Raw genomic sequence first — 20,366 nt, 5'->3', positions numbered from 1 at the left:
CATGTTAATTAATACGAGAACAATATGAAAATTTCCAATGAAGTATTAGAACAGTCTTTACCTTGGCCAGCACTCATCGATGCTATACGTAAACAATTTATTGCTGGATGTGACGTGCCTGTAAGACATCATCATTATATGGAGACGACGACTGCATCCGATGCGACTCTTCTTTTAATGCCTGCCTTTGAGTCAGGGGAATATGTAGGGTTAAAAATTGTTAATGTCTTTCCCGATAATAATGCAATAAGTTTACCCAGCATTAATGCCGATTACCTTCTATACAGTGGTAAAACGGGAGAGTTACTGGCCATGTTAGATGGCGGTATTTTGACTGCTCGTAGAACCGCTGCTGCATCTGCTTTGGCGGCTAAATTCTTAGCAAAACAAGATGCTAGTACATTGTTTGTTGTTGGATCGGGCCGAGTTGCTTCTTTAATCCCCGAGGCTATGAGAACCATTAGACCAATTAGAGATGTTAAAGTGTGGGACTTAAACAAAGATAACGCTCAAAGGTTGGTTGATAAACTCTCTGAGCGAGGGTTCAATGCTTCTGTTGAATTGGATTTAGAAGTAGGAACAAAAGGCGCTGACATTATTAGTTGTGCAACACTTTCAACGACTCCCCTGATATTGGGAGAATGGTTAAAGCCAGGGCAACATCTTGATCTAATAGGGAGTTTCACACCTTCTATGAGAGAGACAGATGATACGGCAATGTCAACGGCTGATGTCTATATCGATGTAGAAACCGCATTTTTGGAAAGTGGGGATATTATTGAGCCGATGAAAACAGGAGCGTTAAGTAAAAGTGATATAAAGGGCGACTTAGCAGTATTATGTAAAATAAATGGTGGGAGAGAGTCTGAGAAATCGATTACTGTCTTTAAAGCGGTGGGGACTGCTTTAGAAGATTTAGCGGCAGCTAAATTAGTATATAACATGAAAAGTAAGTTAAATTAAGGGCAGGATCGGGGTATATGGACGCTCCGATACGCTCAAGAAAAAACAGTTAAGTAAGTGCGATAAAAAGGGATAAAGTAGAACGAATGCAGAGCATAGATCGAATTATTGGTTTTTATTAAGCCAGTAATTCGCTCGTGAGCATCAACTTAAATATGCGAATTGATCCTAAGTCTTGAGACTAGGTAAGCTGTTTGAAGGTTCAGAAATAAAATTGTAGCTAGGGCATGTCTCCATAAGTAGTGTTCAAAAATCTGTGTCATTTCAGTAAACTAGTAAAAACAGGAAGGCTAGTCGTCCCTGAAAAAAACCAACTAATTGATTTTATGATATTTTTATAAGAGAGTTAATACCTAAATCTTACTCAAAACACGCTATCAAGCCCAAAAAGCTGCAAAATAGGTGAGCTTTATGAAACCTCGTCAGACAAAGACCATACCGCAAAAGGATTTATTCTAACCTCAACTCGTTGACATGATTAACCCTAATCATCCCTTGATGCGATTGGCTCAGACCCTTGATTGGAATCAGCTGGATGCCACGTTGAGTTCTCATTTTTCAAATCTTGGTAGCGGCTTTGCCTACTCGGCTAATGATAGGGCGACTGTATTTGCAGCATTTACATAATCTGTCTGATGAAAGGGTTTTAGAACAGTGGCTTGAATCGCCTTATTACCAGCACTTTTGTGGGGAAATTTTTTTTCAACATGACTTCCCTTGTCATCCAATTAGCCTGATCAAATGGCGAAAACCGGAAACCTGTTTTGTTGATAGAGGATATAAAGGCTCTGGCGTAGAAGACGTGAGAATATTAATAGCGGGTCAAAAACGCGGTGTTCCAAAAAAAGAGAAACGCTGGATGGGAAGGCGACACAGCGTAGAACCCATCATAGGCCATCTAAAATCGGATGAAAAACTCAGCAGATGTTTCCTGAAAGGTGTGTTGGGTGATGCGATCAACGTGATCTTAAGTGCCTGTGGTCGAAATCTACGTAAGCGACTCAAGTGGCTTTATTGTGCCCAATATTTTGGTGTATTTTTAAGTCTATTATGGTTAAAAATGGCATTAGCAGAAAAAGAACGTGAAAAAAGCATGGCGTTCCACGTTTGAAACGCCATTATTCAGGTTCGACTAAATAAAGGAATATGACTAATGAATATCAGTAAAATAACAATGGGTCTAGGTACTGGATTACTAGCTGACTCTGTTGTCGACGTGCTTCCAACGTTACAGTTTTGGTTTTTTGTAGTTGGAATTAGTTTGATTAACTACGCTAATTGCAAACGGATGTGACGTTTATAAATCTACAGGATAACCATCCAGTAGTCGGCGGTTATTTAACCGCCGACTAGGCTAGAAAAACCAAGAAATTGCTCAATACAAGAAGTGTTAAGGTCTTTGCGATTGCTTCATGGTTGGTTAGGCGTTTACTCTAGGGCAGATTGGCTAAGCTATAAATACTGGCCTATCTACTCTCACCTCCATTAAATTTTAAACGTAACAACAGATTCTTTTAGAGATTGCGCAACCTTATTAAGATGACCAGAAATCTCTTTATTATTACTTGATGCTTTATGGGTAAACTTGGCCAGATCATTAATGGCAACTACGCTCTGATTAATTTCAGATGCAACATGCGTTTGTTCTTCAGTGGCTGTTGCTATCTGAATATTCATCTCTTGTATAACATTGATAGATTCTTGAATAGAGATTAATGCTTGACTCGCATCGGTTGATTTACCTTTAGTATTTTGTGCATCAGAGACAATGACATTCATTAGCTGTACGGAGTTTTTGGATTCAAGTTGTAGCTGATGAATCATCGCTTGAATCTCATTGGTACTTTCTTTTGTTTTGGTTGCCAGATTCCGCACTTCATCGGCAACAACAGCAAAACCACGACCATGTTCACCCGCCCGTGCAGCTTCAATCGCCGCATTAAGAGCCAACAAATTGGTCTGCTCTGAAATGCTGTCGATAACGTCTAATATGCTCCCAATACTGCCCGTTTCTCTATCTAGGTTGTTAGTAACAGTAACGATTTTATCAATACTGCTTAGTAGCAGGTCAATGTTTTCGTCCATCGAGCGGACAATTTCGGTGCCTTGGATGGCATTCTTTCTTGTTTGCTCTGCCGCCGTGGAGGCTTGTACTGCATTTTTTGCAACCTCAGAAACAGTAATGGTCATTTCATTCATTGCTGTTACTGTTTGCTCTAACTGTATCATTTGATCAGTAGAGCTTTCACTCACTTCAATGGTTGATGTCGAGATCTGTTCAGACGACACATTGACTTGTCCTGCAGAACTGTTTATAGATTTGATAATCTTTCTCAAGTTGCTGGTCATTTTTAATATTTCAGCGTAGATGCCCGTATCTTTATCAGTAGCAACTGGAGCACAAGCTAAATCGCCTTTAGATATTCGACTTAGTAAACTTTCGATTTCTTTTGGCTCACCACCAACGGGGATGTACATTAATTTAATAACAATAAAATAGATAATAATTAATGAAACAAAAAATAAAAACAGAGCAACTAAACCAGTATGTATTAAATTTTCATTAGATGACGAATTAATACTCTCTTGTAAATCCCATGCCCAAACCTTCCAGCCTAACGAGGGTATCTTTGCACCAGCAACAAAATAATTTTGTCCTTGGTATTCGTAATAATGCTCGCTTACATCAGCGGAATTATATTGTGCAAAAGAAGGGATGATTTCAAACAGATTACTACCAATATGTTCCGGAGATCCTGATGCTAAAACAAACCCGTCTTCGCGCGTTGCATATATATTATTTTCTTCTGACAAGCTACTCACAAATTTAGTGATTTTATCTAATCCCAGATTAATACAAAGGGCTGCAACGATTTCCCCATCACGAATGACAGGTACAGCTAATGCCATCACGATATTGCCTCCAAGGCTCGTGTAAGGCGTTGTGATTATGGCTTTTTCTCCATCAAATATACGGGTATACCATTCTCTTTTAAGTTTTGCGGCGTTAAAATTTTTATTAAGACCGTTCTGATTCGCGGAATAAGTGCTTCCATCTTTCATGCCTATATAAGAGTTCAGGGCCTGCAACTCATTTTTTAATCTTTTTGTTTCTAGTACTACTGCATCAATATTTAAAGTCCCGTCTTTTTTTACGTCTATCTGAGAAGCGACCATATTCAGCATAGAGAAATATCGATTAGTATTTTGCTCTACGGCTTTTGAGACAAGAAAAGCTCGAGTTTGAAGTTTATCTGAATAATTTTCAACCGATGACGATTTAAAATTAATAAAACCTATGGTTGATATAGAAAAAATTACGATAATAAGTAGTATTGCTACAGACAATACCAATTTAGTTTTAGCTGCCATTTATAACTCCATTAAAATGCTGTAAATTTTCACCAAGCCCTATTAATATAAATATCAATAAAAATAATATAGCCTATAAGTAAAAAATCTCAATTAAATTTATCTATCTTTGAGAGTCGCACCAGTAAAATACCGAAATAGGATATTATCTATATTTCTAAGAAAATATCACTTAATACTAAAAAAATAAACAAATAATTACCATAAAAAACAAAAGTCTCCAGCACGTAAATAAAGAGTAAGCTAATAAAATATCTTATATAAATACTTTTTAGCTGTCTTACTCAATAATCCTTATCAATAACTTTATAAAATAAATAAATTTATCAAAGATATTCATTAACTTAATTTATATATTTCAATGGGTTAGTTTTTCCTTTCTGAAGAAGTTATATGGGACAGACATGTGATTGTTATAGTAAAGACACGTTATTTACTCGAGTCGGCGGAACGGTCTGCGGAGGCTTACCGTCAGAGGTGTCGGGTATCAGTTGGGTTATAAGAAAGCTTAACGAGCCGATTGCTCTACTAACTAACTTTGAGGATGACGCTACAGGCCGATTTTGGGAAGGGCGTTTTAAATCTCTAGAAAACCCTATCCGAGCTGTGCGGATACACCTGAAAAGTCAGAATTCACCAGTATTAAAAAGAGGGTGGGATTGGCTGAAAAAGGAAAACAACCATTCTATTAATGGTTATTTTTACTTGGATGTTTTTGCTGACGCTTTTTGATGGAGGAATAATATTGTTGACACGATATAGCAAGCAAAGGCACCGAGGCTGCTGATATTCATCCTAAAATTCTTGCGGCAGTTAAAAGGGCGACTATTGTTATAAAAACCTTTGCGGACAGTTTTAAGCAAACGACGTTATCAAATACCTTGACAGAATTTGATACAGAAGGGCCTATTGTAATGATGTCTCAACATTGTGTCACGCATACGGCTATTTCAAGAGATGCCGATAAATACCGCGTTTCAGTATGACCAGAGTGTGGTACGACCATCGATAAGATGATTCATAACATTGCTCTGTATGCTATTGCTTCAAAAATTCCGTTAAAAGATTACGAAAGTGCATTCGCGTAAAAAAGGCTAAAAGAAAAAAATATCGGTTACTGATAAGAAATAGTACATAACCTTTTATGTCACTTTACTGTGGTAATTCTTCTGTGATGCATTAAATCAAAGAATTAAGAATAGTATCGAATGAAAACTGTTCGATATTATTGCAGACCATGTATAGATGCGCCGAGGCCATCAAGGTCACATGCAATTGAGACCGTTATTTCTCAGTGTAATAGCAGTGCTCTCAACCTAGCGATGTGACTAGTTTGAACGCGGAAAAAGTGAAGAATTTGCCTAATACCAATTCCACCCAGCGTCTCGTTTTGTTATCAATTAAACCCTTTAAAAGGATTGTCGATTGTTTTTTTATCGATTCCATTAGGTATTTGATGAAACAAGTTTTATTCATTTGTATGTTCTCCATTGTTTTCTTGCTCGTCTAAGGAAGGTGAGATTAAGAAGTTTCAATACACTAAACGCCTTTCATTTAGGTTATTTACGTTAGTGGCGGCAAGAATAAATGTACCTGCACAGGCAAAGGCTAATAACGTGTTTTTGTTGGATAGGGCAATTAACCACTCCAGTCAATACGAATGTGGCTGAAGATAATAATCTCCAATACTGCATGGTAGGATGATAACACCATCATAATGGCGTTCGTGAGTGCCAAGTTTAACGACACGGTTTTTATCAAGCGAGTTTAAATTGAACATCCACCGCTTGTTGTTGACCTGATAGTCGTCATCAGTCCAAACATCTCTGCTAGACCATAAACAGCTGATTTTAAGCCGTTGGGGTATTGAACAAGCGAGAGAGTGATAATCATGTAAATCTAAATGAATATAATTATCATTTAGATTTACATGATTGTTTTTAATAGGTAGAATGCCTTTCGAAGTCATCCAATGAAGGGCAAAGAAGTGATCAATTTAAATCGTTCGTTTATTAAAAAAGTATTAGCACCTATTGTTTTAACTGCTTCTTTTAATGTTTTTGCAGAAGTTATAGAAGTGACAGATATTGCAGGACGCAAAGTGAGCCTAGACCCAGAAAAAGTTCAAAATATAGTGCTAGGTGAAGGGCGTCTAACTTACTCGCTGGCATTGTTAGATAAGAAAAAACCTCTGTCTAGAGTCGTTGGCTGGAAAGATGATTTAATTAAATACGATCCTGATGCTTATCGTAAATACCTTAAGGTATTTCCTGAGATAGCTAAAATTGAAAATTTAGGTAGCCCTTATACTGGAGATTACAGTTTAGAAAAGATTATTACATTGGATACGGATTTATTCATTCTTAATCTAGGGAATTTGCTGAAAGCACAAGAAAGTGGATTATTAACAAAACTCGAAAAAGTAGGGGTTAAGGTTGTATTTGTTGACTTTCGACAAAGGCCGACACAAAACACAGTGCCAAGTTTGTTGATGCTTGGGAAGGTGCTTGGACGTGAAAAAGAAGCGAATGAGTTCATTGATTATTATGTTGAACAAATGCGCTTAGTAAATTCAGTCGTGTTGACTAAAAAGTTGGAAGAGCGCCCTATTGTCTTTATTGAAAGTGCGGCAGGTTATAATCCCGATAAATGCTGTAGCACATTTGGCGGGGCTAATTTAGGGCGTTTAGTAGATGAGGCTGGTGGTATTAACTGGGGGAGCCGTAAGTTCCCTGGATTCAGTGGAAAAGTGAATCCAGAAGTTATTTTCTCCGATAAGCTCGATTACATCATTGGAACGGGTGCAAATTGGGCTGAGTCTAATCCAAATACACAAGCTGTACTTTTAGGTTATGAAGCTACTCAAGAGTTAGCACAAACGCGTTTGAAAGCACTTGCTGATCGTAAAGGATGGTCTGAATTAGACGCAGTTAAATCAAAAAACTTTTACTCAATTTATCATCAATTTTATAACAGCCCGTATCACTTTATAGCATTACAAACCTTTGCTAAGTGGTTTTATCCTGAGGATTTTAAAGGGCTAGATACCGAAGAAAAATTCATTGAATTCCATGATAGATTCCTCCCTATTGATTACAGTGGCGTTTTTTGGCAGAAGCTGAAGTAACCTCCTTCATGTGCTCTCTTTCCTAGGCTGAAGACAGTTTAGACTGAGGGGAGAGAGAGCTCTCATCGTGATTTTTGTTATTAAATCTCTACGTTATTTCTATAAGTTAAGTGAGTGTCATGGACAGTAAAACAAACGCCTTTACCGAAGGTGATGGAGTACTGCAAAAGCAGAAGGATTTGATTAATGGTTTTGTGGCAAACGAAAGTAAAAAAATACAAATATTAGTTCTGATTATTACTTTGCTACTCATTGGTTTGGTTGTGGACGTCAGTATAGGACCGGGAGATTTTTCTTTGCAGACGGTTATTGACGTTCTTGTGAATCGAGAATCACACGGTATTAAGTTGGAAGTGATTATTTGGGATTACCGTCTTCCTATCGCTGTAACCGCCATAATTGTTGGCGCTATGCTAGGTGTTTCTGGTGCGCTGATGCAAACGCTTTTGAACAACCCATTGGCGGAACCTTTTACATTGGGCGTATCGTCGGCTGCCAGTTTTGGTGCGGCTCTCGCGATAGTGACAGGGGTTGGTTTTGCTGACAATATTGGATCGTTGTTAGTCACTTTGAACGCGTTTATTTTTGCCTTAGGGACCTGCGGTTTGCTCTTGTTACTCATGCGTTTAAAAGGGGTGGGCACTCAGGCAATTATACTGTTTGGTATTGCGATCTTTTTTGCTTTTAATGCCATGCTTGCAATGATGGAATATGGTGCGTCTGAAACTCAACTTCAAAGAATCGTTTTTTGGATGTTGGGATCTTTGAATCGTGCCAGTTGGCTACAAATATTTTGGGGTACCAGTTTACTCTTAATTGTTATGCCTTTTTGCATGATGCGAACATGGAAACTAACCGCGTTGAGGTTAGGTGAAGAAAGTGCGCTAAGTATGGGAGTTGATATTTCACGTCTACGTGTTGAGATCTTAATTTGCATTTCTTTGCTTGCAGCAACAGCGGTTGCATTTGTAGGAACGATTGGCTTTGTCGGCTTGGTTGGGCCACATATTGCGCGGTTGTTAGTAGGAGAAAATCAGCGTTATTTTATTCCATTATCTGCTCTGTTAGGCGCGTTGATGTTGAGTGTTACTTCCACTGTTAGTAAATCATTAACTCCTGGGATTATTTATCCTATCGGAATTATAACAGCGCTTATTGGCGTCCCTGTTTTTCTTGCGATCATCATTAAACATTCAAAGGAGAGGAGTCTATGAGTTTATCTGTTTCGAATTTGACTGTGAGCTACGGTAAGCATGTTGTGCTCAATGAATTGAATATAGACAGCTTACAAAAAGGGAGTTTTACTGCATTATTAGGCCCCAATGCGGCAGGTAAATCTACCTTGTTTAAGTCCATCGCTGGTCTGATTGGTGCGCACTCTGGTGACATATTTTTGGGAAGTAAAAGCCTCAGAACTTGTTCTAAAATGGAGCGATCACGAAACGTTATCTATTTACCTCAATCATTCTATAGCAGCTTAGCCCTGTCTGTATTTGAGTCTGTTTTAGTGTCTCTTAAACAACATTCGGGTTGGAGGGTAAAGCCATCTGATGTTAAGCAAGTCGCTCAAGTATTGGAGCTGTTAAATATTGGACATCTTGCCGAGAAAGACATCAGTGAACTCAGTGGCGGTCAAAAACAGTTAGTGGCACTTGCACGTATTTTAGTTGTTGAGCCGAACGTGATTTTATTAGATGAACCTACGAGTGCGCTAGATTTACACCACCAATTATCGATATTAACGATCATTAAAAAGCTAACAATAGAAAGAGGATTTATTACGGTTGCCGCATTACATGACGTTAACTTGGCTGCAAAATTTTGTGATCAAATATTGTTACTTGATAGGGGTGTGATACAAACTCAAGGGAATGCTCAGGATGTGTTATCGATGCCTTTATTAGGAGAAGCCTATAAAGTTGAAACGAGTCTAGAGCGTGGCAGTACAGGGCAATTATACCTGGATGCAAAATTATTCGATGATTCAATACCTGATATGGCATAAAGAACGATTAGGGGATATGCTTTTATTACTTTAGCGAGTTCGTATTAACTACGATTTCTAGTCATGGAAAAGACAATCGGTAAATATAGCGTTTTAAATCTAAGAACAATACAGAGGGTCTCCCCTTTCTGACCGTATTGTTCTTTGTGTGTAACTATTTTTTATCATGTTATTAAGTCAGTGGTATTAAATACGTTATTCGAATGGGTATTGGTTTTTCAGTGAGTATTAAAGACATGATATAGCAGTTTTTGGATACCGATACAAAGAACACTACCACGGAGCCTGAGCCTATTGCCGAGATCTAGATGGCAATAAACTGTACGTAATGCATGAGATTCGCATCTTCCTTAGCCTTCCGAAGACTTTAGATCACTATAGTCCTCGAGCACGCTAATACAGGACAACCGTGTAATCATAAAAAATCATCTAGGCCTTTATAACGTTGAGTCTATACTAGTTGAAACTTTACTAAATAAAGGAATATTACTAATGAATATCAATAAAATAGCAATGGGTCTAGGTAGTGGATTACTAATTGGCTCTGTTTTAGACGTTCTTCCAACGTTACAGTTTTGGTTCTTTGTAATTGGAATTAGTTTGATTAACTACGCTAATTGTAAACGGATGTGACGTTTATAATCTACAGAACCGCCATTCAATTTTCGACGCTTTTTTTAACCGCCGACGAGGCTAGAAAAAATACGCAATGGAAAATGCATTTTTTTGCTTTCTTATTAACTGCCTTAATCACCCACTCGACCTACTAGTGAATTAAGTATTATTATCGCTCTCAAATAAGTTTAAAAAGGTGATTGGTCATGTTGTTTTTACCCGCCCAGCAAGAGTTAGATTGTATTAGTGATAGCGGTCGTATTCTTGGGAAGATAAAGTTTGATGGCGCGAAAGATGAGTATTCTTTCTATTCAGAAGATAAGTCAATTGCCTTAACGGATGTTGAAAAATCCAGCATAGCAGAACGGTTAGCCAGCCTTATATCAGGGCAATCGTCTATTGCAATGCAAGATGAAGATTAATAAAAAACGGAGCTGGGTGCTCCGTTTTGTATTGTTTTAAGTCAAAGATACTTATTCAGTTTTAAGACGAACAACTGTAGTGAGAAACGCCACCCGCTCTAAAAAACTCTGAAGGGCGACGTTTATAGTACTTCTCTTCAATGTCTTGAGATTGCTCATCATAAGGGTGAGTTAGCACCTCTTGCAGTTCTTTAATCAAGGCATAGTTGCCTTTTTCTGCTTGTTGATAAGCTGGCACAATAAGCCATTCCCGCCATGTATATTTGGGGTTAACACTTTTCATCTGTTCGCTTATGTTTGAACGTTCGCCAGACTGATCGATCAATAATAACCAATCTTTTAACCACTGCTCCCATTGCAATGTCAGTTCGTCATTGGGTTGTTTATAGAAACTTTTAGAAAACGTTGAGAGATCGTTTGGTATATGTGAAAGCTCACGAAAGAATAGGGTGTAATCGACTTTTGTGCTTACCATTAATTTCAGAAGCTGAATGAACAGCTCAGAATCGTAGTTATTTAGCCCAAGTTTGGTCGCCCACATGCTTTCCATTTTGCGCTCCATGACACTGGAAAACTCAGAACGAATTGTTAACAGAGCGTCTTGAGCGTCTGTATTTGATTCTACTAAGGGGCTTAACGCTAGGCAGAACATGTTGAAATTTTGCTGTGCCGCGAGAGGTTGATTGATAAATGAGAAGTGACGTCCGCCACCTGTCCATGGTTGAAAGACGGGGTCAAACATCTCACAAAATCCGAAAGGGCCGTAGTCCAGCGTATATCCGCCTGCGGCACAATTATCGCCGTTGAAGTTGCCTTGGCAATAGCCAACACGTAACCAATCGGTAATAAGGGAGGTTAAACGCTCTCTAAATATTTGCGCTAATAAGATAATCTTTTCAGATAGTGTAAGCGCTGAATTGATTTCACTTTTATATTCTCTTTCAATCAAATGCAGAACAATCATTTCCAGTTCTTTTAATGCGTTAGGATGTTCTTGTTTTTTTGCACGGCGAGCAAACAATTCAAGTTGTCCGACACGAAGAAAGGAAGGGGCCACTCGTGTTGAAATAGCGGTAGGATTAGAAACCATAATTTCTGGATCGGTGGATTGCGAACCTGCAAAATACCAAGGGCGCTTGACGTGTTCTGTTTTGGAAACAAACAAACTCAAAGAACGAGATGTTGGTATGTCTAACGAATGCATATGTTCCTGAGCTAAGAACTCTCTAACACTTGAACGTAAGACAGCCCGACCATCGCCGCCACGGCAATATGGCGTTTTCCCTCCTCCTTTTAGCTGCATCTCCCAACGCTTGCCATTTAGTATGCCTTCAAAAATAGACATAGCACGACCGTCTCCATATCCGTTACCGGTTTGGAAAGGACACTGCTGAGTGTATTCGGTTCCGTAAATGGATAAAGCGTACCCCGTTGCCCAACCAATAGGCTTCATCGGTTTCGGAACACTCGAAACATCCCCTGAAAAGAGTCGCTTAAACTCTTCTGATTGCGCCAATTCGTCAGCAAGTCCTAACTCTCTAAACAATGTTTTACTGTGTGCTATATATTCAGGGTTACCAAGTGGTGTTGGCTTTATAGTCACATAGTGACCTGTAAATACTTCTCTGGGGCGATAATCGATACCTGTTTCGGTTGCGTCTGGGTCGCAGTTTAATGCGTCCATTAAGGAGTAACTGACAGATTCCGCCAGCTCTTTTACGCTTGTTATCGCCTTAGGAAGGTCTTCTGCGTTAATGACTTGGGTGTCGGGTGTACTTGCTTGGCTAGGTGCCATGTTTTAAATTCTCTCTTCTCAGCAAAATTACTGTGAGACCTTTGCACGACTACTACGCTTGTTAATACTTTGTTAAAAACAGACTCAAATATGCGCATTTATAACTCATAAACTCCGCTTTTTCGTCTGTTTTTGCCTCGTCTTATCGTCGCTCATGACTTCGTGCAAAGGTCTCATTGTATGTTGTTATGATTCTGCTTAGCATTAGTGGTTATGTCAAACACGGAGGTGAGTATAAAGAGAGGTTATTTTTGCTAACATGATCTTTATTTAAATGGAGTCATTATATGTATGATCCTATACAAGATGGAATGGAAAAAAGCACAGAGTCAGTTGTTTACAATCAGGTAGAACCGCCAAGTGAACTGGCTGACTTGGTACGCAATTATTGGGAGTTAAAAACAAACGCGCCATTAGAGCGTGACTTTTTACTGCATGCAGTGACTGATGGTTGTGTAAACATCCTATTCAATCAACAAGATACTAGCATTGCGGGTGTGACTGCATTACGAACGACGTACGAAGTTTTGAATTTAGGGAAGGGTTTTCACTACGCGGCTATTCAATTCTTTCTCGGCGTCTGGCAAGGCAACTTGCAAGACACGTCTGACCGCTTTGTTGGTACTCCCTATGGTGGTAATTTACCCTTGATTGAAACCAGCGAAGCACTCGCCACAAAAGATTTTCTCGCTAAACAGCCTGTGTTTTCAGATTTGGTATCACAACTTATCGAATCTAACTATGTTGCGAGTAATGCTGTTATTCAGAAAATACTCTTAAATCTGGATGCTATTCATAATGTGGCAGATATGGCTGAGATAACACACATGTCAACGCGTCAATTACAGCGTAACCTTAAAAAATCAACGGGATTTTCTCCACACGACTTTCTAAACGTAATATGGTTACAGCAGTCATTCAAGCGACATTACTTAGATTCTTATACAGACCAGTCTCATTTTATTCACTCATGTAATAAAAAAAGTGACAAAGTCCTCCACCGAGATACAGATAATAGGGGATAAAAAACCGGATGTACGGTTTCGTTGACCAAATACGCAAAAAGCCAAAGAACATTTAAACTATCAACCAAAAACGTCCTTGGAAGAAGGTATTAAAAACCTTTATCAATGGCTCCAAAGTGTAGATGATGTAGAAGGCGTATTACTATGAGCCGAATATTTTCCAAAGTAGAGCTGACTATTAATCAAATCGAAGACATTGTAACTCCTCTCAACCTTTCTATTAAGGAGGGAGGTAAAATCTCCGATATCGGCCGAGTTTCGTCTAATTATCTATTAGAGACAGATCAAGGGAAAACTTGTCTTCGATTTTACCCAAAGGATTACGAGCTAGCCCAAATTAAGAGAGAGATAGATGCCCTACGCTTTTTTGCTAGCCAGGGTCTGCCAGTGCCCTTGCTAATAGAAAAAAACGCCTCACCGTTACCCTCTTTTTTTGAAGGATACCCTTATTTTATCTACTGGTGTTTACCGGGAACCTCTTTGGAACAAGAACACTTATCTAAGAAGTGGGCCTACGAGGCAGGGAAGTTATTAAGTTCTTTGTTACAAGTATCACATCTCTACGCTTCGCCAGACGCCGCGGTCAATGACTACCAATTGATAGAGGATGCGTTTCGCGAGAAAAGAGATGTCCTAAAAAAAGCCCTTTCCAAATCTGTATTCTCCGAGATGGAAGAGCATTTGCAGCATAAAAAATACGAGGACGTTTTAAGAAACTCTCCTAAAGGCCTTGTTCATGGAGATTATTTTTTCGAAAACGTCTTGGTTGAGGGTGATCAAATGATTGGTGTAATCGACTTTGGCGATGTCTACTATGGGCACCCTCTTACAGACTGCATTATCGGAGCCATGGAATTTTCTGTCCTGTCTGATGAGTCTGTGGAAATGGAATATTTGAAAGTATTTTTAACCCCTTTGAAAAGGCATTTAGATGCTATTGAACCAGAAATGTTTCAGCATTTTCTTCTTCTCAACTGTATCCGTTTTCTGTCATACACAATAGAAGACAGTGAGATACATAGTAGCAATTCCTACCTCAAAAGGCCTGAATTCAAGTCCGAAGTGCGACACTTTTCACTTCAATCTAGCTAAATTAGCTGGCGGTGTTGCGGTTATCAAAGTGGGCGCAGCCACAGAAGTTGAAATGAAAGAGAAGAAAGACCGTGTTGAAGATGCACTTCACGCTACTCGCGCAGCGGTAGAAGAAGGCGTAGTAGCCGGTGGTGGTGTAGCGCTAGTACGTGCTGCGTCTAAAATTGTTGACCTTACTGGCGACAACGAAGACCAAACTCACGGTATTAAACTAGCACTACGTGCAATGGAAGCCCCGCTTCGTCAAATCGCTTCAAACGCCGGTGCAGAAGCATCTGTGGTAACTAATTCTGTGAAAGGCGGCGACGCTAACTTCGGTTACAATGCAGGCAACGACACATACGGCGACATGTTAGAAATGGGTATTCTTGACCCAACTAAAGTAACTCGTTCTGCTTTGCAATTTGCAGCTTCAATCGCAAGCTTAATGATTACTACCGAAGCTATGATTGCTGACGCACCACAAGATGCGGCAGCAGCAGCACCTGCCATGCCTGATATGGGCGGCATGATGTAATAAATTGAGAGTCTAGCTCTCAGTTTTAAACTGAACCCAATAATGTTTTAAGAAGAGCCCAAGCAGAAATGTTTGGGCTTTCTTTTATTTACACCTAAGCAATATTAATAAACTGAGTTGACTAGCATTTTACCTGACGTTTTCAATATCAGAGCGGAATAGACTCTGAAGGTTTCTTTTGTAGAACGGACGGTCAACTTTGCTAAAAATCTCTTTTTAGCAAAGTTGTAGTCACATATTTATTTTGACTTATATTTCCTTTAAATCTACCTACTTGCTATAGATTGATTTAAAGGAAATGCAGAGAATGGTTTTATCTCTTTTAAAACGAAGAGACTTTGCATTTCTTTTATACTCGGTAGTCGGCGAATTACTGACATAGCAAAGTCTGCATAAGAGTCCAAGTCTTGTGAAACGACTTGCAATAAAAAGTCTGCATCACCTCCAATACTGTAACAGGCTACAACGGCTTCGAGGTCATGGACCTCTTTCTCGAACTTTTTTGCCTCTTCTTCGTTGTGACTGTCTATAGTTACTTTAATAAAAACCATTACACCTAGGCCTATTTTACGCCTATTAAGAACCGTTCTATAACTTTGGATAATTCCATCTTCTTCAAATTGACGTACTTTCCTCCAACATGGTGAAGCCGACAAGCCGACATGATCTGCTAGCGTTTGATTTGTAATACGAGCATCTAATTGTAAATTAGATAGGATTTCCACATCTGTTTTTTTAAATATCATAACTGGCAATCTGTTTCTTTTTTGATCTTAAAAAAGGTAAATTTATTCTTTTTTTGATATTTATTCAATAAATAAGAAAAAAATTTTCATTAATTTTTTCGTATAATAAATTTCACAATCACACAAAAATATTGCTTTTATGCAATTCAGAAAAGGAAAAATAGTGCTTTTACACATAGTGTTATTTAACTTTAGAGAAGGTTTTAATTGGTCATCACAAGAGGCAATAGATGCTGAACAGTCGACAAAAGATCACCCTAACCATATAGAGCAGATTAAAGGCTGGTTATGTAGTAGAAATGTTTCTACTCGTACAATAGCAGCAGATTTTATGGTGTTGGGGATTTTCAAAAACATGGGCGATATACAAAACTACCTTAAACACCCCAATCATCAAGAGGGAGTCGATAAGTGGAAGACAGTTGCAGATTGGCAAATTATTGATATTGATATGAATGATGAAGCTACATACGCATTAGAACTTATGAGCACATTTAAGTCTTTACTTGTAAAAAATCATAATTTGTAAAAAGGGGGGTTTATGAAATTTGATGCTAAAAAGCACAAATGTACTATTGTGGTAGATCAAGATCTTAATGTTGGTTTATCAATGAATGCGGCCAGTGTTATTGGTATTAGTTTTGGTAAAACGATAAGTAACATAGTTGGACCAGACATGCAGAGTCAAGATGATGTTAATTACCCAGGTGTAATTTATTCTCCATTGCCTGTACTAAAAACTACAAGAAAATCTGTTATGGACTTGCTATCTGTTGCTGAACAAGATGAGGAGATTCACTGTATGCCTTTTAGTGCACTAGCTCAGTCTTGTAAAACGTATGATGAATATGGAGAACGGATCAATTCCACTAACAGCGAAAGCATAGAGTTAGTCGCGATTGGTCTGGTCGGGCCAAAGAAAAAAATCACAAAACTTACAGGTAATCTACCTCTCTACAATTGATTTATCTTTAGCTAAGGAAAAAAACCTTAATTGCATCTCACCAGGCACCTATCCCACTCATTGATGGGTTATTACCAGAGCATATAGAAGTTGAACAGGTAGTAAAAATGTCCTCTACAAGTGCAGCTGCTAAAGCCGTTGCCTGTGGTGAGGTAGATATGGCTTTAACAACAGAGATTGCAGCAAGGCTCAACGAGCTAACGTTTATTTCAAGGTGCCGCTCAATACACATGCTTTGGTCAGTCTTTGGCACCGTTGGAAATACTAATTAGGAGATAAAATTATGACAAATTTAACACTTCATGATCTAGATAGTGCGCCAATAGGGAGTCGAAAACTGTTACAAAGTTCAGTGGACAACTTTGGCTGGATACCGAATCAAAGTGCTTATATGGCTGAATCTCCAGCACTATTATCATCTTATCAACATGCTCATAGTCTATTTGCAACCAGCTCTCTTTCAGAAGAGGAACAAAGTATCGTCTGGATAACAGTTGGCTTACTGAATCATTGTGATTATACAATACAAGCGCATTATTGGATTGCCGAAAACAATGGTGTTAAGGCAGATTTGCTCCAGCTGCTGATTAGATCCCCAAAGCAGTTACCTAAACGTTTGTATGCTTTGTATGAGTTCACAAAGTGTGTTGCTCGTGCAAACGGCATTATTTCTAAACCATCACAGCTTGCTTTTTTAACGGCGGGCTACACCAACGAAAACATGTTAGACGTAATTTTAGGTGTATCACAAAAGACAATGTCTACTTTGCTAAATAGTATCGCTGATACAGCTATTGAGACTCAGTTCTTATCGGCCAAGGAAGAGGCATGAGATATTTTGGTAGGGAAAAAGTCGAGTCGACATTAAATATACCTTTAGGTTTAGCACTAAGCAAAACTGCATTTGAGCTGCATAGTGATGGCAAAGTAGAGCAACCTCTTCGTAGTATTATTCCTTCCGAAAATGGCAAAATATTAGGCACGATGCCAGCTTACATCCGGGAAGGGAAGTATGCTGGTTTTGGGGTGAAATCTGTTCTGGTAGATTTTGATAGAACAGCTCAGGGCCGGTCACATGAGGGTTCTATACTGCTTTATGATGCTCTTCCTGATGGACAAAGTGCCGCTATTGATGCAGCATCGATTACCGAACTGAGAACTGCTGCTGCATCTGCATGGGCAACGGATGTTCTAGCACATAAAGATGCGAAAACGCTATCAATACTGGGTACAGGAGTTCAAGCTAAAACTCATCTGTTATCAATATTGAGTATTAGATCAATAAAGGAAGTATTTCTTTGGGGCAGGAAAGAAGAAAAAACGTTAGCACTCAAGGCTTGGCTAAGTGATTTTCAGTCAGAAGTAGACGTTAAGGTCTGTTCTACCCCTAGGGAGGCAGTTATGAGAGCTGATATTATATGTACAGTAACTGCCTCAAGAAAGCCGTTTTTACGAGAAAAAGATCTTCCTGAAACTTGCCACATAAATGCTGTCGGAGCGTCTGCGCCAGTTTTTCAAGAGTTAATGCCTGACATTTACCCTAGCGTTGAACTTTTTGTTGATTCTTTAGAGTCTGTTTGGAGCTCGTCAAGCTGTCTGTTGCAAGCGGAGCGACAAGGGTTAATAAGGCACCATAGTGGGATGGAAGTAGGCCAGTTAGCAAAAAAACAAGAACGATGTTCTTTTTCAGGGCGAACTCTGTTTAAGTCTGTTGGATTAGCAGTTCAAGATTTAGTTTTTGCTCGAGAAGTGGTTAACCAGTGCTGTGGAATAAATAATAATTAATATATTTATTTGGCACTAGTAAGGGGGATAATATGATTGAGACAACACAGATTTTTTCGTATGTTACTGCACTGGGGGTAGCAGCAGCTATTCCTGGTCCAGGAATTACAGCGCTAGTTGCTAGGAGTGTAAGTGGGGGGGTAACAGTTGGCTTTACTATGCTAATAGGCTTAATATTGGGAGATCTAATATATTTATCATTAGCTGTCTTTGGGCTTGCTTTGTTAGTTCAAAACTTTAATGGTGTCTTTAGTCTTATTAGCATAGTATCTGCAATTTACTTGGGCTGGCTAGCGTGGCAGTTTTGGTTTTACAAACCTAAAATCGAAGAATTTGGTGAGCAAAAGTCTAATAAAGAGCTTTTTTCCGCTGGCTTTTCAGGTTTAGTGATAACCCTTGGGAATCCAAAGACAATAGCGTTTTACTTAGCAATTTTACCGCTAGTCGTCACCTTAGACACTGTATCTTTTGAAGTCTGGAGTACAACATTAATCCCGTTAACAATCGCCGTACTTATTAGTGTTGGAGCATTGTTTATATTGGGCGCCATAAAGGTTAGGCATTTCTTAGGTAGCGAGAAGTCGCAAACAGTTATGTTTAAAGGAACAGGGGTTATTATGCTATTAACTTCAATTAGTATGCTTGTAAAGCAGTTTTGATAGGCATTGTTGATCAAATAATTAAGACGGCCTAAACAAAATAAATATTGAACGGCTAAGCCATCTTCGCTCGAAGGATCCACTAGCTAGAGATCAAGACATTAGACTCTGGCTCTGAAGTGTTGTTCAGCTCAAAAGAGAAGCAATATTTTGGCTAAAGACCCAATAGCGTTCGGCTGGGGGTACAATGGGGGGTATCGAAGAAATTTCCATGTAATTTTTTATATAGATAGACCCTAAATGGGCAGCATGATGTAATAAAATGTAAATAACAGGGTCATAAATAACAGGGTCAGAGTCACTTTAAATTTCAAATGACGAGGCTTTACTTTGTACTAGCCCATATTTTGTTCTTTCGCCAATCTACTGGCCTACCACGCTTTCCTTCACTAACCCGACGCCCTGTTAGTGCTTCTATGTCAGCCAAAAAATGTTCATTACCTAAAGCTAACCCTTTGTTTGTAGCCTGGCGAATATCCTCTAACAACTTATCCTCAATTTGACTTGCAAACAAGCTACGGTATGAAGCTTGTCGCTCTTTTTCATTTCCCCCAAGCCGAGTATAGATTGGATGAGGTGTCAGTAACTCACTCTTTTTACCCAGAGCATTGCATTGATAACTTGACCAGAAGTAGTCAGCTGGGTCGTCAACCATTGAAGCTCTAACAGGGTTTAGTTCTATATAGCGGGAAACTTGCAAAAGATAGGTTTCTTCTTGTACCAAACAGGATTTGAAGCGTCCTTCCCACAATGTACCCGTGCGTTTATAACGACGATTAAAATAAGCCACATACATTCGTCCAAGAGACTGCATCATTTGGGAAATCCCGCTGATATTACTTGGAGTACATAAAATATGAACATGGTTGGTCATTAGAACCCATGCATGAATGCTGACGTTATATTTTTTAGAATAGGTTTTTAGCCAGCCTACATAAGCTTGTATATCTTCTTCAGAAGCAAATATGACTTGTCGATTATTACCTCTTTGAATGATGTGTTCATCTACTCCAGCACTAGACACTCGATGCCTTCTAGCCATGAATTAAATCCAACTAACTATCAATAAATTAAGCCTGAATTCAAGTCCGAAGTGCGACACTTTTCACTTCAAGCAACTAAGCGCATGTCTTTAAAAACTACGGCTGGTTGCTTAAACCCTAAACACTTCCTTGGACGATTGTTTATTCGTCTCATCGCGAAGTCTATTCTCTCCTCTGTAACACTTCTTAAATCAGTACCTTTGGGCACATATTGCCTCAGAAGGCCGTTGCTATTT

19 protein-coding genes and 3 pseudogenes are annotated in these 20,366 nt (G+C 39.0%); 17 read left to right on the top strand and 5 right to left on the bottom strand.

The features are described from left to right. The first annotated feature begins 24 nt into the window (after positions 1 to 24). From lhpI to ACMUMJ_RS13245, 3 genes and pseudogenes are all read left to right on the top strand, one after another. Positions 25 to 963 carry a bifunctional Delta(1)-pyrroline-2-carboxylate/Delta(1)-piperideine-2-carboxylate reductase gene (gene lhpI, locus ACMUMJ_RS13255; RefSeq protein WP_414679331.1) on the top strand — a complete coding sequence of 313 codons (939 nt, stop codon included), beginning with the start codon at positions 25 to 27 and terminating at the stop codon, positions 961 to 963. A 411-nt stretch (positions 964 to 1,374) separates the two neighbouring features. Next, a pseudogene (locus ACMUMJ_RS13250) lies at positions 1,375 to 2,074 on the top strand (transposase). A 42-nt stretch (positions 2,075 to 2,116) separates the two neighbouring features. Beyond that, positions 2,117 to 2,257 carry a hypothetical protein gene (locus tag ACMUMJ_RS13245; RefSeq protein WP_414679330.1) on the top strand — a complete coding sequence of 47 codons (141 nt, stop codon included), beginning with the start codon at positions 2,117 to 2,119 and terminating at the stop codon, positions 2,255 to 2,257. A 191-nt stretch (positions 2,258 to 2,448) separates the two neighbouring features. Here ACMUMJ_RS13245 and ACMUMJ_RS13240 read toward each other — a convergent pair whose 3' ends face one another. Further along, positions 2,449 to 4,335, bottom strand: coding sequence for a methyl-accepting chemotaxis protein (locus ACMUMJ_RS13240; protein WP_414679329.1), 1,887 nt, complete (start codon positions 4,333 to 4,335; stop codon positions 2,449 to 2,451). 393 nt (positions 4,336 to 4,728) lie between these two features. On the opposite strand from ACMUMJ_RS13240, the gene ACMUMJ_RS13235 reads away from it, so the two are divergent. The 5 genes from ACMUMJ_RS13235 (at position 4,729) to ACMUMJ_RS13215 (ending at position 10,504) form a co-directional block, all read left to right on the top strand. After that, positions 4,729 to 5,067, top strand: coding sequence for a hypothetical protein (locus ACMUMJ_RS13235; RefSeq protein ID WP_414679328.1), 339 nt, complete (start codon positions 4,729 to 4,731; stop codon positions 5,065 to 5,067). A gap of 1,255 nt (positions 5,068 to 6,322) precedes the next feature. Further along, a complete protein-coding gene (locus ACMUMJ_RS13230) occupies positions 6,323 to 7,462 on the top strand; it encodes an ABC transporter substrate-binding protein (RefSeq protein WP_414679327.1) in 1,140 nt (379 codons plus the stop codon). A 119-nt stretch (positions 7,463 to 7,581) separates the two neighbouring features. Then, positions 7,582 to 8,676, top strand: a complete 1,095-nt coding sequence (locus tag ACMUMJ_RS13225) for a FecCD family ABC transporter permease (RefSeq protein ID WP_414679326.1) — start codon at positions 7,582 to 7,584, stop codon at positions 8,674 to 8,676. Next, positions 8,673 to 9,467, top strand: coding sequence for an ABC transporter ATP-binding protein (locus tag ACMUMJ_RS13220; protein ID WP_414679325.1), 795 nt, complete (start codon positions 8,673 to 8,675; stop codon positions 9,465 to 9,467). The genes ACMUMJ_RS13225 and ACMUMJ_RS13220 overlap by 4 nt, the downstream gene beginning before the upstream one ends. Before the next feature lie 821 nt (positions 9,468 to 10,288). Then, positions 10,289 to 10,504 carry a hypothetical protein gene (locus ACMUMJ_RS13215; RefSeq protein WP_414679324.1) on the top strand — a complete coding sequence of 72 codons (216 nt, stop codon included), beginning with the start codon at positions 10,289 to 10,291 and terminating at the stop codon, positions 10,502 to 10,504. A 61-nt stretch (positions 10,505 to 10,565) separates the two neighbouring features. On the opposite strand, the gene ACMUMJ_RS13210 is transcribed toward ACMUMJ_RS13215, so the two are convergent. Continuing rightward, on the bottom strand, positions 10,566 to 12,299 hold the full coding sequence (locus ACMUMJ_RS13210) for a protein adenylyltransferase SelO (RefSeq protein WP_414679323.1): 1,734 nt from the start codon (positions 12,297 to 12,299) through the stop codon (positions 10,566 to 10,568). Between the two features lie 287 nt (positions 12,300 to 12,586). Here ACMUMJ_RS13210 and ACMUMJ_RS13205 point away from each other — a divergent pair, with 287 nt between their 5' ends. The 3 genes and pseudogenes from ACMUMJ_RS13205 to ACMUMJ_RS13195 all read left to right on the top strand — a co-directional run. Then, positions 12,587 to 13,324, top strand: coding sequence for a helix-turn-helix domain-containing protein (locus tag ACMUMJ_RS13205; protein ID WP_414679322.1), 738 nt, complete (start codon positions 12,587 to 12,589; stop codon positions 13,322 to 13,324). A 144-nt stretch (positions 13,325 to 13,468) separates the two neighbouring features. Next, positions 13,469 to 14,416, top strand: a complete 948-nt coding sequence (locus ACMUMJ_RS13200) for a phosphotransferase (RefSeq protein ID WP_414679321.1) — start codon at positions 13,469 to 13,471, stop codon at positions 14,414 to 14,416. Further along, positions 14,409 to 14,933, top strand: a pseudogene (locus ACMUMJ_RS13195) (TCP-1/cpn60 chaperonin family protein); the annotation flags it as partial. The gene ACMUMJ_RS13200 and the pseudogene ACMUMJ_RS13195, both read left to right, overlap by 8 nt. A gap of 266 nt (positions 14,934 to 15,199) precedes the next feature. On the opposite strand, the gene ACMUMJ_RS13190 reads toward ACMUMJ_RS13195, so the two are convergent. Beyond that, positions 15,200 to 15,679: an Lrp/AsnC family transcriptional regulator gene (locus ACMUMJ_RS13190; protein WP_414679374.1), complete on the bottom strand. Its 480-nt coding sequence runs from the start codon at positions 15,677 to 15,679 to the stop codon at positions 15,200 to 15,202. Positions 15,680 to 15,842: 163 nt separating this feature from the next. On the opposite strand from ACMUMJ_RS13190, the gene ACMUMJ_RS13185 reads away from it, so the two are divergent. The 6 genes from ACMUMJ_RS13185 (at position 15,843) to ACMUMJ_RS13160 (ending at position 19,087) form a co-directional block, all read left to right on the top strand. Then, positions 15,843 to 16,208: a Dabb family protein gene (locus ACMUMJ_RS13185; RefSeq protein ID WP_414679320.1), complete on the top strand. Its 366-nt coding sequence runs from the start codon at positions 15,843 to 15,845 to the stop codon at positions 16,206 to 16,208. Positions 16,209 to 16,220: 12 nt separating this feature from the next. Beyond that, a complete protein-coding gene (locus ACMUMJ_RS13180; protein WP_414679319.1) occupies positions 16,221 to 16,643 on the top strand; it encodes a PTH2-like family protein in 423 nt (140 codons plus the stop codon). A gap of 107 nt (positions 16,644 to 16,750) precedes the next feature. Further along, positions 16,751 to 16,915, top strand: coding sequence for a type 2 periplasmic-binding domain-containing protein (locus tag ACMUMJ_RS13175; protein ID WP_414679318.1), 165 nt, complete (start codon positions 16,751 to 16,753; stop codon positions 16,913 to 16,915). Positions 16,916 to 16,926: 11 nt separating this feature from the next. Further along, complete coding sequence (locus ACMUMJ_RS13170) at positions 16,927 to 17,475, top strand: carboxymuconolactone decarboxylase family protein (RefSeq protein WP_414679317.1); 549 nt, start codon at positions 16,927 to 16,929, stop codon at positions 17,473 to 17,475. Continuing rightward, the gene (locus tag ACMUMJ_RS13165; protein ID WP_414679316.1) at positions 17,472 to 18,428 is read left to right on the top strand and encodes an ornithine cyclodeaminase family protein; all 957 of its coding nucleotides are present in this window, start codon (positions 17,472 to 17,474) and stop codon (positions 18,426 to 18,428) included. Before ACMUMJ_RS13170 ends, ACMUMJ_RS13165 begins: the two co-directional genes overlap by 4 nt. Positions 18,429 to 18,460: 32 nt before the next feature. Continuing rightward, entirely contained in the window at positions 18,461 to 19,087 is a 627-nt protein-coding gene (locus ACMUMJ_RS13160; protein ID WP_414679315.1) for a LysE family translocator, read from the top strand. Between the two features lie 325 nt (positions 19,088 to 19,412). Here ACMUMJ_RS13160 and ACMUMJ_RS13155 read toward each other — a convergent pair whose 3' ends face one another. Both ACMUMJ_RS13155 and ACMUMJ_RS13150 read right to left on the bottom strand, forming a co-directional pair. Next, positions 19,413 to 20,129 (bottom strand): transposase, encoded by a 717-nt coding sequence (locus ACMUMJ_RS13155; protein ID WP_414679314.1) that lies wholly within the window; start codon positions 20,127 to 20,129, stop codon positions 19,413 to 19,415. Between the two features lie 68 nt (positions 20,130 to 20,197). Next, positions 20,198 to 20,366: pseudogene (locus ACMUMJ_RS13150) on the bottom strand (IS30 family transposase); the annotation flags it as partial.

Source organism: Marinomonas phycocola, assembly GCF_047525455.1.
GTDB lineage: Bacteria > Pseudomonadota > Gammaproteobacteria > Pseudomonadales > Marinomonadaceae > Marinomonas.
Note: the sequence above shows the minus strand (reverse complement) of the source record. Positions and strands in the feature narration are given on the sequence as shown.

Coding starts and splice junctions, on each gene's coding strand:
- ACMUMJ_RS13220 (WP_414679325.1), top strand. CDS start 8,673: ATGAGTTTATCTGTTTCGAATTTGACTGTGAGCTACGGTAAGCATGTT.
- ACMUMJ_RS13160 (WP_414679315.1), top strand. CDS start 18,461: ATGATTGAGACAACACAGATTTTTTCGTATGTTACTGCACTGGGGGTA.
- ACMUMJ_RS13245 (WP_414679330.1), top strand. CDS start 2,117: ATGAATATCAGTAAAATAACAATGGGTCTAGGTACTGGATTACTAGCT.
- ACMUMJ_RS13180 (WP_414679319.1), top strand. CDS start 16,221: ATGAAATTTGATGCTAAAAAGCACAAATGTACTATTGTGGTAGATCAA.
- ACMUMJ_RS13240 (WP_414679329.1), bottom strand. CDS start 4,335: ATGGCAGCTAAAACTAAATTGGTATTGTCTGTAGCAATACTACTTATT.
- ACMUMJ_RS13200 (WP_414679321.1), top strand. CDS start 13,469: ATGAGCCGAATATTTTCCAAAGTAGAGCTGACTATTAATCAAATCGAA.
- ACMUMJ_RS13175 (WP_414679318.1), top strand. CDS start 16,751: ATGTCCTCTACAAGTGCAGCTGCTAAAGCCGTTGCCTGTGGTGAGGTA.
- ACMUMJ_RS13170 (WP_414679317.1), top strand. CDS start 16,927: ATGACAAATTTAACACTTCATGATCTAGATAGTGCGCCAATAGGGAGT.
- ACMUMJ_RS13155 (WP_414679314.1), bottom strand. CDS start 20,129: ATGGCTAGAAGGCATCGAGTGTCTAGTGCTGGAGTAGATGAACACATC.
- ACMUMJ_RS13225 (WP_414679326.1), top strand. CDS start 7,582: ATGGACAGTAAAACAAACGCCTTTACCGAAGGTGATGGAGTACTGCAA.
- ACMUMJ_RS13205 (WP_414679322.1), top strand. CDS start 12,587: ATGTATGATCCTATACAAGATGGAATGGAAAAAAGCACAGAGTCAGTT.
- ACMUMJ_RS13190 (WP_414679374.1), bottom strand. CDS start 15,679: ATGATATTTAAAAAAACAGATGTGGAAATCCTATCTAATTTACAATTA.
- ACMUMJ_RS13165 (WP_414679316.1), top strand. CDS start 17,472: ATGAGATATTTTGGTAGGGAAAAAGTCGAGTCGACATTAAATATACCT.
- ACMUMJ_RS13235 (WP_414679328.1), top strand. CDS start 4,729: ATGGGACAGACATGTGATTGTTATAGTAAAGACACGTTATTTACTCGA.
- ACMUMJ_RS13210 (WP_414679323.1), bottom strand. CDS start 12,299: ATGGCACCTAGCCAAGCAAGTACACCCGACACCCAAGTCATTAACGCA.
- ACMUMJ_RS13215 (WP_414679324.1), top strand. CDS start 10,289: ATGTTGTTTTTACCCGCCCAGCAAGAGTTAGATTGTATTAGTGATAGC.
- lhpI (WP_414679331.1), top strand. CDS start 25: ATGAAAATTTCCAATGAAGTATTAGAACAGTCTTTACCTTGGCCAGCA.